This window comes from Chryseobacterium viscerum (assembly GCF_002899945.2).
In the GTDB taxonomy this organism is placed as follows: domain Bacteria; phylum Bacteroidota; class Bacteroidia; order Flavobacteriales; family Weeksellaceae; genus Chryseobacterium; species Chryseobacterium viscerum.
In genome coordinates, this window is the sequence record NZ_PPEG02000006.1 from 346,611 (window position 1) to 359,938 (window position 13,328).

General features: G+C 37.0%; 10 protein-coding genes. All 10 read left to right on the forward strand.

The window, feature by feature from the left end:
- Nucleotide 1: 1 nt before the first annotated feature.
- The 10 genes from C1634_RS16130 to C1634_RS16175 all read left to right on the forward strand — a co-directional run bounded on the left by C1634_RS16130 (nt 2) and on the right by C1634_RS16175 (nt 13,313).
- Nucleotides 2–1,000: a 2Fe-2S iron-sulfur cluster-binding protein gene (locus tag C1634_RS16130; protein ID WP_109738744.1), complete on the forward strand. Its 999-nt coding sequence runs from the start codon at nt 2–4 to the stop codon at nt 998–1,000.
- A 92-nt stretch (nt 1,001–1,092) separates the two neighbouring features.
- Nucleotides 1,093–2,157, forward strand: coding sequence for an NADH-quinone oxidoreductase subunit NuoH (gene nuoH / locus C1634_RS16135; protein ID WP_109738745.1), 1,065 nt, complete (start codon nt 1,093–1,095; stop codon nt 2,155–2,157).
- A 152-nt stretch (nt 2,158–2,309) separates the two neighbouring features.
- Nucleotides 2,310–2,867, forward strand: coding sequence for a NuoI/complex I 23 kDa subunit family protein (locus C1634_RS16140; RefSeq protein WP_103232054.1), 558 nt, complete (start codon nt 2,310–2,312; stop codon nt 2,865–2,867).
- The gene (locus tag C1634_RS16145; protein ID WP_103232053.1) at nt 2,867–3,364 is read left to right on the forward strand and encodes an NADH-quinone oxidoreductase subunit J family protein; all 498 of its coding nucleotides are present in this window, start codon (nt 2,867–2,869) and stop codon (nt 3,362–3,364) included. Before C1634_RS16140 ends, C1634_RS16145 begins: the two co-directional genes overlap by 1 nt.
- A gap of 4 nt (nt 3,365–3,368) precedes the next feature.
- Nucleotides 3,369–3,698, forward strand: coding sequence for an NADH-quinone oxidoreductase subunit NuoK (gene nuoK / locus C1634_RS16150; RefSeq protein ID WP_089696983.1), 330 nt, complete (start codon nt 3,369–3,371; stop codon nt 3,696–3,698).
- 2 nt (nt 3,699–3,700) lie between these two features.
- A complete protein-coding gene (nuoL, locus tag C1634_RS16155; protein WP_103232052.1) occupies nt 3,701–5,614 on the forward strand; it encodes an NADH-quinone oxidoreductase subunit L in 1,914 nt (637 codons plus the stop codon).
- A gap of 2 nt (nt 5,615–5,616) precedes the next feature.
- Nucleotides 5,617–7,110, forward strand: coding sequence for a complex I subunit 4 family protein (locus tag C1634_RS16160; protein ID WP_103232051.1), 1,494 nt, complete (start codon nt 5,617–5,619; stop codon nt 7,108–7,110).
- Nucleotides 7,111–7,248: 138 nt separating this feature from the next.
- Nucleotides 7,249–8,628, forward strand: a complete 1,380-nt coding sequence (locus C1634_RS16165) for an NADH-quinone oxidoreductase subunit N (RefSeq protein WP_109738746.1) — start codon at nt 7,249–7,251, stop codon at nt 8,626–8,628.
- 179 nt (nt 8,629–8,807) lie between these two features.
- The gene (locus tag C1634_RS16170; RefSeq protein WP_103232050.1) at nt 8,808–10,862 is read left to right on the forward strand and encodes a S41 family peptidase; all 2,055 of its coding nucleotides are present in this window, start codon (nt 8,808–8,810) and stop codon (nt 10,860–10,862) included.
- A 150-nt stretch (nt 10,863–11,012) separates the two neighbouring features.
- The gene (locus C1634_RS16175) at nt 11,013–13,313 is read left to right on the forward strand and encodes a GAF domain-containing protein (protein ID WP_103232049.1); all 2,301 of its coding nucleotides are present in this window, start codon (nt 11,013–11,015) and stop codon (nt 13,311–13,313) included.
- Nucleotides 13,314–13,328 lie beyond the last annotated feature (15 nt).

The following is a 13,328-nucleotide window of genomic DNA, read 5'->3' on the forward strand; positions in this document are numbered from 1 at the left end:
TATGAGCGAAGAAGTTAAAAAATTCAAAATAACGATAGACGGACAGACTACTGAAGTTTTGCCTGGTACTTCTATTTTGGAAGCTGCAAGACAAATCGGTGGTAAATCTGTACCTCCTGCTATGTGCTACTACAGCAAATTGGAGACCAGTGGAGGAAGATGTAGAACTTGTCTTGTAGAAGTTTCTAAAGGATCTGAAGCTGATCCGCGTCCTATGCCAAAATTAGTTGCCAGCTGCAGAACTAATGTAATGGACGGTATGGAGGTAAAAAACCTTAGTTCTGAGAAAGCTCAGGAAGGAAGAAAAGCCGTTACCGAGTTCTTATTGGTAAATCACCCGCTGGACTGCCCTGTTTGTGATCAGGCTGGAGAATGTCATCTTCAGGATCTGGGTTATGAGCACGGAAATCTTCAGACAAGAACTGAATTTGAAAGAAATACTTACGAAGCTGATGATCTTGGACCGAACATCAAATTGAATATGAACCGTTGTATTCTTTGTGCAAGATGTGTATTGACAGCTAATCAACTTACAGAAACAAGAGAACACGGTATTCTTTTCAGAGGAGACCACGCGGAAATTTCTACTTATTTAAATAAAGCTTTAGATAATGACTTCATCGGAAACGTTATTGACGTGTGTCCTGTAGGAGCATTAACAGACAGAACAGCACGTTTTACAAGCAGAGTTTGGTTCACAAAACCGATGAATGCTACTTGTAAATGTGATAAGTGTTCTGGAAAAGCTGTAGTATGGATGAAAGGAGATGAAGTGGTAAGAGTAACTGCTAGAAAAGACCAGTGGGGTGAAGTAGAAGAATTCATCTGTGATACATGCCGTTTCGAAAGAAAAGAATTATCAGACTGGAACATCGAAGGTCCTAGACATATCGACAGACACTCTGTAATTTCATTGAACCACTATGAAAAGCCTAAAGATGAGCTAAGAGTTTTAGACAATCCGATGGCTAAAGAAATCAGTGAAAAAGACGAAAAATAATTTTAATAAGATTTCAGATTTTAGATATTAGATGACAGACTTTCTTCATTCTAATATCTAACTTCTAATATCTAACATCTATAAAAATAAAAATGGATTTACTTACATTTAAACTTATACTTGTACTAGCACTTTTCCTGCTATCGTTAACGATTGCAGCCTACTCTACTTGGGCAGAAAGAAAAGTTGCCTCTATCATGCAGGATAGAATTGGTCCTAACAGAGCTGGACCTTTCGGATTGCTGCAGCCTCTTGCTGATGGTGGAAAGTTTTTCTTCAAAGAAGACTTTACGCCGGCCAATGCAGAAAGATTCCTATTCGTATTAGGACCTGCTTTGGTAATGTTTATTTCATTGATTACAGGAGCTGTTATTCCTTGGGGTAAAAGTTTAAATATCGCAGGTACTTCTTTTGATCTTCAGGTTGCTAACATTGACGTTGGTGTACTTTTCATCATCGGAATGGCTTCCATCGGGGTTTACGGAATTATGATTGGAGGTTGGGCTTCGAACAACAAATATTCATTACTAGGTGCTATCCGTGCTTCTTCTCAGATGATTTCTTATGAATTGGCAATGGGATTAGCACTTCTTTCTATCATTATGATGTCTGGAAGTTTAGATTTAAAAGAAATCACCGAAAGTCAGACGACTGGAAAATTATGGGGAGTGATTCCTTGGGTTTCCGGGATGAACTGGAATATTTTCTACCAGCCGATCGCTTTCCTTGTTTTCTTTGTAGCTGCTTTAGCAGAAACCAACAGACACCCTTTCGATTTACCTGAGTGTGAATCTGAATTGGTAACAGGATACTCTACAGAATACTCTTCCATGAAATTAGGTTTATATATGTTCGGGGAATACGTGAACATGTTTATCTCTAATGCTTTCATGGTCGTTCTTTTCTTTGGAGGGTATAACTATCCTGGTATTGAATGGGTAACTCAGAACTGGGGCGAAAACGCTGCAGGGATCTTGAGTGTTGTAGCATTCTTAACGAAGACTGTAATCGGAATTTTGATCTTCATGTGGATCAGATGGACGCTTCCAAGATTCAGATACGATCAGTTAATGCATTTGGGATGGAAAACATTAATTCCAATGGCATTGGTAAACCTATTAATTACAGGAGCTGTAATTTTAGCATTTGCAAACTAAGAAAATTTGAAAATGAGCTGATTTGAAAATTTGATAATGAAATCAAAGCTTTATCTTTAGCCTATCATATTCAATCATCAATATTAAATAATTAAGATAACAGACAAGATTAGTCTAAAATCTGGTGTCTAACATCTAATATCTATAATTAAATGAAACTTACAAACAGATCAAAAGTTGTTTCCAATAAAGAAATGACCCTTGCTGAAAAAATCTACCTGCCTGCGATCTTTACAGGGATGGGGATTACATTTAAGCATGCTGTAAGAACCGTGATAAAGGGTGCTCCCGCAGTATATTCGTATCCGGAAGTACAGAAACAGAGAACGACCATCTGGAGAGGCCAGCACGTTTTGAAAAGAGACGAAGAAGGCAGAGAAAGATGTACAGCTTGTGGACTTTGTGCGGTAGCTTGTCCTGCAGAAGCCATTACGATGACTGCTGCTGAAAGAACTAAAGAGGAAAAAGGTCTTTACAGAGAAGAAAAATACGCTTCAGTATATGAAATCAATATGCTAAGATGTATTTTCTGCGGAATGTGTGAAGAAGCTTGTCCTAAATCTGCGATCTATCTTACTGATAGATTGGTAGATGTAGAAACCAACAGAGGTTCTTTCATTTACGGAAAAGATAAATTAGTTGAAAAAATAAATGAAAGGATTGATATCACGACAAGACAATCCGAGAAACAAAAAAATGCGGTAAAATAATGGATCAGATTTTATTTTTCTTGGTGGCGTTTTTAGCAGTGGCAAGTGCGGTTTACTTCGTATTTGCAAGAAATCCTTTATATGCTATTCTGTCATTAATTGTTACGATGTTTTCAATTGCAGGAATGTACATTCTTTTGAATGCACAGTTCTTGGCAATTATCCAGATTATAGTGTACGCAGGTGCCATCATGGTACTTTTCCTTTACATCTTAATGATGCTTAACCTTAATAAAGGAGACGAAAGTAAGAAGAACAATACTTTAAAATTTGTTGGAGTTTTTACTGCAGGTATTCTTTTAGTAGGAGTATTAGGTGTTTTCAGAGGAGTACAAGACAACCATATTGTAGTTGAAAATGTAGACAGAGGTGTTGGTCTTACGAAAAATCTGGGTAGACTTTTGTTTAATGAATATGTTTTACCGTTTGAGCTTGCTTCCATCCTAATTCTGGCAGGTATTGTAGGCGCGGTATTAATCGGTAAAAAAGATTTATAAAATTATGGGAGAAGTAAATACTTTTATACAAAGCGTCCCTTTGGAATACTTCATCATTCTTTCATCAGTATTGTTCTGTCTGGGAGTAATGGGAGTATTGCTTAGAAAAAATGCTATTGTGATTCTGGGCTGTGTAGAGCTTATGCTGAATTCTGTAAACCTTTTATTGGCAGCTTTTTCAGCGTACAAAGGCAACGGCGACGGACAACTTTTAGTTTTCTTCATTATGGTGGTAGCAGCTGCTGAAGTAGCGGTAGGTCTGGCAATTATTGCGATGCTATATAGAAACACCCGTTCTGTAGATGTGAGTATATTTAATAAATTAAGAGGATAGGAATGGAGAATCTAGTATATGCAATAGTACTCTTACCACTTTTAGGGTTTCTTATTAACGGTTTATTCGGGAAAAATCTTCCAAAAATATTGGTGGGATCTTTGGCTACAGCAATGGTTTTCGGATCTTTCTGTATCGCTGTAAGTCTTTTTATGAATTTCAATTCTGAAAGCCAGCCTGTAATCGTAAAAGCTTTTGAATGGTTTAGAGTAAATGGTATTCAAATCAATTTTGGATTCCAGATCGATCAGCTTTCTTTAATGATGGTGATGATCATTACGGGTATCGGTTCACTGATCCACTTATACTCTATCGGATATATGAGTCATGATAAAGGGTTCTATAAGTTCTTTACTTATCTGAATCTTTTCATCTTCTCTATGTTACTTTTAGTGATGGGAAGCAACTACCTAATCTTATTCATTGGATGGGAAGGGGTAGGTCTTTGTTCTTACCTGTTGATCGGATTCTGGTATACTAACGAAGAATACGGTAAAGCAGCAAGAAAAGCTTTCATCATGAACAGAATTGGTGACCTTGCTTTGTTGATCGGTATCTTTATGATTGCCTCTCAGACAAACGCTGTAGATTATCTTTCTGTAGCAGAAAATGCTTCAAAATTTGAATTAGACGGAACAGTGATCATCTTTATCACAGCGAGTTTATTCATCGGTGCTACCGGTAAATCTGCTCAGGTTCCTTTATATACATGGTTACCGGATGCGATGGCCGGGCCTACTCCTGTATCAGCGTTGATCCACGCGGCAACGATGGTTACTGCAGGGATCTATTTGGTAGTAAGATCAAACTTCTTATTTACTTTAGCACCTACAGTACAGGGAGGAATTTTACTGATAGGATTCCTGACTGCTGCTTTAGCAGGATTCTATGCACTTCGTCAGAACGACATCAAAAAAGTATTGGCATACTCTACAGTTTCACAACTTGGATTTATGTTCATTGCCTTAGGTCTTGGAGCATATACAACAGCCATGTTCCACGTAATGACACATGCATTCTTCAAGGCTTTATTATTCTTGGGTGCAGGTTCAGTAATCCATGCAATGAGCAACGAACAGGATATGCGTTTCATGGGAGGTCTTAAGAAATATATTCCTCTTACCCACGCTACATTCCTGATCGGAACATTAGCCATCTCAGGGTTCCCTTTATTATCAGGGATGATCTCTAAAGACGAAATTTTAGTAGCAGCTTTCGCTAAAAATCCAATCTATTGGGTAATCTTGTTTGTATTAGCGGCAATGACTGCAACCTATATGTTCAGACTATACTATCTGACATTCCATGGAGAATTCAGAGGTACTGAAGAACAAAAACACCACTTACACGAAAGTCCATCAAATATGACATTACCATTGATCGTATTGGCTATTCTTTCTGTAATCGGAGGTTTTATCAACCTGCCACACTTCATCGGGCACGGGCACTATGCCAAACTGATGGAATGGTTAAAGCCTGTTCTTACGGAACAAAGCTACAGCCAGATGGAAGCTACTCTTTCCGGAGTACCTTTCAATACTGAAATGATCTTATTAGCAGCTACAGTGCTTATGTTCTTTACCGTATGGTTCATCGTTAGAAATACTTATGTAAGTAAGAAAAAGATGGCTATCGCAGAAGAGAACTACACCGGATGGGAAAAGCTTTCTGCTAAGAAATTATATATTGACGAACTTTACAACGCATTGATTGTAAAAACTGTTGAAGGATTAGGACGCGGAGGAAAAATGTTTGATAAGGGTATCTTAGACCGTTTTGTAAACTTTGTAGGTGATGGTGCTGAAGACAGCGGTAAAGCTATGAAGCGTGTACAGAACGGAAATGTAGAGACATATATCCTTATCATGTCTTTAGCGGTGGGAATTATATTAATTGTTAACTTTTTATTACAATAATAATGTCTTGTTTATTATTAACATTATTACTATTACCCCTAGTAGGTTCGGGATTAGTTTTTGCATGGAAGAGTAATTCCAGCAAATATTTGGCGCTTGGAATTGCATTGATACAAATGCTTGTAACATTCTATATACTTTCGGATTTCGATTTTACTCCGACAGTAGACAGTGTATTGCAGCATGAGATCAATTATCCATGGTCACAATTTATGAAGAGCTCTCTTCACTTCGGTATCGATGGAATGAGCATGCTTCTTTTATTATTGACCAATATTCTGGCTCCAATCATTATTTTATCTTCTTTCAATGAAAGTGTAAACTACAGAAATACATTCTACGGATTGATTCTGTTGATGCAGTTTGGTCTTATAGGAGTGTTCACTTCTTTAGACGGATTGTTGTTCTACATTTTCTGGGAAGTAACATTGATTCCAATTTGGTTTATCGCCGGACTTTGGGGACAAGAAAATAAAAGGTTTGAATTCACTACGAAATTCTTCGTATATACATTCGTTGGATCTTTATTTATGTTAATCGGATTGATCTATGTGTACAACCACTCTGCATCATTCGCTTTAACGGATCTATACAATGCACAACTGAACGAAACACAGCAGACTGTGGTATTCTGGTTTATCTTCTTTGCATTTGCAGTGAAATTACCTGTATTCCCTTTCCATACCTGGCAGCCTGATACCTATACCTACTCTCCTACTCAAGGATCGATGTTGTTATCCGGGATCATGCTTAAGATGGCAATCTATGGTGTAATGCGTTATTTACTACCCATCACTCCTATTCCGATTGCGGGAATTTCAGGACAGATCGTGATCATCCTTGCTATCGTAGGAATTGTTCACGGAGCTTTGATTGCTATTATCCAGACGGATATGAAGAGAATCATTGCTTATTCATCTTTCTCTCACGTAGGACTGATGGTAGCTGGGATCTTCGCTTCTGCAGTAGTTACTCTTAGAGGAACTTTCAATGTAGAAGGAGCAGAAGGAGCTTTGGTACAAACTTTCGCTCACGGGATCAACGTTGTAGGATTATTCTACTGTTGTGATATTTTATACAAGAGATTTAAATCAAGAGACATCAGACAAATGGGTGGTTTAGCTAAAGTAGCTCCTAAATTTGCTGTATTGTTCTTGATCATTATATTAGGTTCAATGGGAGTTCCATTAACTAATGGATTCATCGGGGAATTTATTCTATTAAAGTCTGTATATGATTTTAACGGAACAGCAGCAGTAATTGCTGGTCTTACGATAATTCTTTGTGCGGTGTATTTATTGAGATTCTACGGAAAAGCAATGTTCGGAGAAGGAGATGCAGCCGTTTTAAGCACAGCAAAAGATTTATCCGGTGTAGAATTTTCTGTATTGGCAAGTTTAGCGGTTTTTGTGATTTTACTTGGTATTTTCCCACAACCGATAATCGACATGGTGGGTAGTTCGGTGAAGTTTATCTACACAGCAATGGCTAATTAAGAATTTAAAGATTTAAAAATTAAAAAATTAAGAGATTTAGAAGCGTAAAAGAAGAGGGACAGGAGACTATTGATTCTGGAACTTGAAACCTTAAACGTTGAACTTTAAACTTCTGATCTCACATCTCAAATCTATATTATGAGTGTTTTAATTATTGTTTTCCTAACGGCAGTTATTGCGTTATTTTCAGGAGTTTTCGAACAAGGAAAATTCGCAAGATACATTGGGATTTTAGGATTAATCATCGCATTGTACGTAAGTTTTATGCCTGAATGTGCGTTCTTCGACCATTACAAGCATATGTATGAGTACAGTGACAATACGGCGTTATTCACTAAAATTTCCATCGTAACAACATTATTATTATTCTTCCTGGGAGGTTTTGCATTCAGCAACCACAGAAGCCACCAGTCAGAATTATATGCATTGATGCTATTTGCATTATGTGGAGGGATTATCCTTTTCGGATACCAGAATCTGGTAACGATGTTCCTGGGTATTGAAATCCTTTCTATTCCATTATATGTAATGGCTGGAGCTAACAAAACTGATCTGAGATCAAATGAAGCTTCTATCAAATATTTCCTAATGGGTGCATTTGCAACAGGTTTCTTACTGTTTGGGATTGCGTTCATCTACGGAAGTGCTGGAAGTTTTGATCTTTATAAGATCCATGATTTCGGAGTAGCCAACTCAGGGAATGTAATGTTCATCTTAGGAGTATTACTGATTCTTTGTGCATTGGCATTCAAAGTAGCTTTAGCACCTTTCCACATGTGGAGTCCTGATGTATATGCAGGTTCTCCATCATTGATTACCGCTTTCATGGCAAGTGTGGTAAAGATCTCTGGATTCTTTGCGCTCTTCAGATTGATGACTCTTGGTTTCGCCGGAGTTACTCATGAATGGATCAATGTTTTAGGCGTATTCTTAATCATTACCTTATTATTGGCAAACGTTATGGGTCTTGCTCAGACGAATGCAAAAAGAATGTTAGCTTACTCTTCAGTTTCTCACGCAGGATATATCGGATTGGTATTCTTTGGAATGACAAGCCTTTCTACCTATAACCTTGCCTTTTACTTATTTGCCTATTCTTTATCTACAGTAGGAGTTTTTATGTGTCTGATCTGGGTAGAGAAATTAAAAAGAGAAACATCTTTTGGAGCATTCAAAGGATTGGCAAAAACTGAACCTTTATTAGCAACAGCATCAGCGATCTCTATGCTTTCAATGGCGGGAGTTCCTTTAACAGCTGGGTTTATGGGGAAATTTGCTTTATTCTCCCAAGCGATGAACGGTGCTGCTTTCTTAGTACTGGTAGCCGTATTAGGTTCTGCCCTATCTATCGCTTACTATTTAAGACTGATCATTTCAATGTTCTTCTTTAAAGAATCTACATTCAAGTCATCAGAAAAAGTAACGCTTACTTACAACATTGTTGCGGTAGTTATCATTGCAGCAATTATCATTCTGGGAATCTTCCCTGACCTTTTTGCAAGAATGTTCGGATTGTAAGATCTGAACTTTAAGATAATAAAAAGCACAACTTTCCAGTTGTGCTTTTTTATTGTAAACAGGGGGTCATATATGGATAAAAACAAAAGCTTATATTTGAAAAAACAAAACCACGAAACTCCGCATATATTTAACTTTTGTCTCTGTTAAATTTGTACACCACCCTCTTTTAATTGAATATGAAAAACATTTTCTACCTCATATTTTTTACGCTGCTATCCATCTCTTGCCACTCTCAAAATAGTAAAGATTATAATTTCGGGTTTGAATCAAAAACAGGAAATAATCTATTACCTGATGGCTGGTTCAGCTGGGGAAACAACAAGGTAAAAATAGAATCAACCCAATCTCATTCAGGGAAAAAATCGGTAAGTCTTCAATCTGATACGGCAGACCGTACAGGAGGCATTGCCTATATTCTTATCAACAGTTACCGGGGAAAAGAAATAACAATGGAAGGTTATATAAAAACAGAAAATGTGGAAAATTCCGCAGGCTTGTTTATAACTTTTGAAGATCAACAGGAAATTCAAATTGAATCAAAAGATATCAAAACCGAAAACCTCAACGGAACTACAGATTGGAAAAAATACACGATTACCGTTAATATACCTGAAGCCTCCAATAAAATTATGATGGGTGGATTTTTGAAAGGAAAAGAAAAAGTCTTGTTTGATCAATTTAAACTTTATATAGACGGAAAAAATATTGAAGAACTTTCACCTCAAGACTTATCCCAATCTCCCGATGAATTCTTTCTCGATTCTCAATTCAGGATGAACGGACTCAATAAAAAACAAATCGATAACCTATATCAGCTGGGAAAAACGTGGGGATATCTGAAGTATCACAGCCCGGAAAATTCAAAAGGAAATCTCAATTGGGATTATGAGCTATTCCGTTTTTTACCCAATATAAATTCTAAAAACTTTGATTACTTATTATACAGCTGGTGCAAATCTTTCAGTACTGCCCTAAAAACAGATATCAAAGAAAATTATTATATTGATTGGGTTCCCAATGAAGGAAATCCGATATTTAAAAATGAAGAATCCTATCTACGGATGAAATGGGACGATGACGGGATGAAACTTCTTGCATTATTCCGTTACTGGAATAGCATCAATTATTTTTTCCCTTATAAAGACCTCATAGGAAAAAACTGGGATCTCGTTTTGAAAGATTACATTCCGAAAATAGTTCATACCGATGATGAACTCAGTTACAAACTGGTATTACTGGAACTTACTAAAGAGATCAATGATACCCATGCCGGCATTTACGATTTCGGAAGTATTATTGATGAATTTTACGGCATCAATGAAGCCCCTTTGAAAACCCGATTTATCGGTGATCAGCTGGTCATCACAGACATCAGTAAACAAAATACAGCGTCGGGATTTGCCGTCGGAGATATTATAACAGAGATCAATCATAAAAAAGTAAATGATCTTCTGGCTGAAAAAGCAAAATATATACCTGCTTCCAACAAAGCAGCGCTTCTCAGAGATATCAGCAGTATCATTCTCAAAACAAATGAAAATGATATCGTCATAACCCTACAACACAATAATGGAAAATTGTCGGATATCAGTTTACAAACAATTCCCGGTCAGGATCTAATCCTGGAAAAAAGTATTCCGACACACAAAGAATTGGATCATAATATCGGGTATATCTATCCTGCTGTCATCACAAAAGAGGAAATTCATACGGTGATGAAAAAATTCATGAATAAAAAAGGAATTATCATTGATCTCCGATGTTATCCTAAAGAGTTTTCAACCTCCATCCTTTCTGATTATTTTTTTCCTACCTCCAAAGAATTTGCTCAATTTAAAACAACATCATTACAACATCCCGGAAAATTTGAGGTGAGTGGAAATGCAAAAATTGGGAAAACAAACCGTAATTATTACAAAGGTAAAGTAGCCATTCTAGTGGATGAAACGACGCAAAGCGCTTCAGAATTCATTGTGATGGCCTTACGCACAGTTCCCCAATCTGTCGTGATAGGTTCTCAAACAGCAGGTGCAGACGGAGATGTTTCCAAAATACTTCTTCCTGGCGGAGTAAGCACTTCAATAAGTGGACTAGGAGTATATTACCCCAATGGAAAAGGAACCCAAAGAACAGGTATTTCTATTGATATTCAGGTCAAACAGAACTTACAATCCATACGAAATGGTGAGGATCCTCTAATTGAAAAAGCAATAGAATTTATTAATCAATAACCCAGTAATCTGTCTTTCCAAAAAACAGCAAAGAATTACAAAATACATTGCAATCTTTTTGAAAGTATCTGTAAATTATGTACAATAAAATAAAATTTCCATCCTACCCATATTCTGCTTTTTTCATAACTTTACTCTAAATTTCAGCTCTTGGCTAATCTCTACAAAAAAGACTCTCCTTTTCAGGTTTATATATCATTCAAAAAATATTTGGATGTTCTGGAGCATATCCGATATAACGATAGATTGGAATATAGAGTCAATTATGCAGAATCCCTGATCGAGAGTACCAAAAATTTTAAAGAGCTTCGGGAAGGATTCGAGGATACGGCTCTTCTCGAAAAATATGAAGACCTCATCCGATTGCTGCTTGCCGATCTTTTCCCAACCGGTCTTACCAAAAATGAGATCAAAGCGGCAAGTATTCCTCTTTCTAACATCACATTCAATTATACCGAAAGGTTTAAGGATATTCTTAAAGATGCCGGAAAAGACTTCGAAATAGAACTCAGAAATATTTCAGATAATGAATTTTATGTGTTCTGCTGTTGTCTGATTCTTCAGAGCTATTTCAAAAAAGATATTAAAAGCACGATTCCGTTTTATTATGATATCCCCAACAAACAGGGAATCATGAAACATTATAAGATTACCGTCAACTCAGACTTTACGGAAATCACTCCCACAGAAGATGCCAAGATCCCATCTGATGATATTTTGGAGATGCTTCTGGAAAACCTGGATGATTTTAAATTGTGGAAAAAATATTTCCCTTCTCAATCATGGATATTGAAAGGATTCACCATCATTTCACTGGTAGACTGCACCTCTGAAGTTGCACTTTCTGACCTGAAATCAAGCATGATCGAGATTGATCCTGAAGATTTGAATCCTAATGAAAACCTGACTGAAATTTTCAAATCCTATTTTGATGTCCCGGAACTCAGCTTTGGGCTTATGACCTTCAACAAAAAAGAACAGAAGCTTGATAAACTTCCTATTTACGACAGTCTTCTTACCAATCATATTCTTGATTTCTGGATCAACACTTTTGATGAAGAGACCCGTAAGAATACGTTTAATAATTTAAATCATAATTCAAAACCAGTAGTTGTTTCCAATGTAAACAAACTCGATGAAAATGTAAAACAGCTTCCTTCCTTTAGTATTTTAAAGGACAATAACGTCAACAGCTTCATGGTAATTCCTATCATGAAAGATGGAGAGCTCCTTGCAATCATGGAGTTTACCTCTCCTATTGCCGGAAGTTTCAATGGGTTAAAACTTAAAAAACTGGAATTTTTCACGGATATGGTTCTTTTCTCTCTGAACAGATTCTACTTTGAGAAAAACTACCAGATAGAAGCCATTATCCAACGTGAATATACTACGATCCATGACAGTGTAGTCTGGAAGTTCAGAAATGAAGCTGAAAAATACTTCACGGCATCACTTGGAAAAAAAATATACACCTTAAAACAGATTTCATTTAAAACCCTTACTCCGCTATTTGGTGTTTCGGATATTCGTTCTTCTTCGGAAAAGCGATATAACCTGATGCTGCAGGACCTCAATCAGCAGATTGAATGGCTTAACGAGATTTTTCTACTCACCAATTCCGATTCGGAAAAATTCCTGCTGGCACTGGATATTTTCGAAAATGAACTGAATAATGAGATCAAAGCTGATACAGAACAACGCTTCCAGAGATTATTAAGGGAAGAAATTCATCCTTTTCTACAGGGAAAACTTGAAGTAAGGACTTCCAGAGAAATAAAGGCAAAGATCAAAGATTATTTTTCACATATCTTTGCTCCAACAGACCTGTTTTACAACCATCGAAAAAAGCTGGATGACTCTATTACTCTGGTCAATAGAAAGCTTGCTGATATGCTGGATGAAAGCCAGGTAAAAGCGCAGGAAATTTTCCCCCATTACTATGAAAGATTTAAGTCTGATGGTGTGGAACATAACCTGTATATTGGTCCAACGATTGCTCCCGAGCTTCACTATAACTCAAAAATTGTTCACAAACTGAGATATTGGCAGCTGAAGACCATCTGTAAAATGGAGCTCGACTTCCAGTCTTTCAAAAAAGATCTTCCTATACAGCTGGATATTGCCTCGCTGATTTTTGTGTATAATGAAAAAATAGACATCCGTTTCAGAATGGATGAAAAACGCTTCGATGTAGACGGAGCCTACAATTCTTATTACGAGATCATCAAAAAGCGGCTGGATAAAGCCCATGTCAAAGATTCTTCGGAACGTATCACCGCTCCCGGAAAAATTACCATCGTCTATTTCGGAATGGAAAACCAAAAGGAATACCTGGACTACATCTCTAAGCTCCAGAAAAAAGACGTCTTACAGCATGATGTGGAGTTTCTGAAGGTAGAAGATCTTCAGGGAATTACGGGATTGCTGGCGCTGAGGGTGTCATTGGTATAAAAATTAAATCGCAGT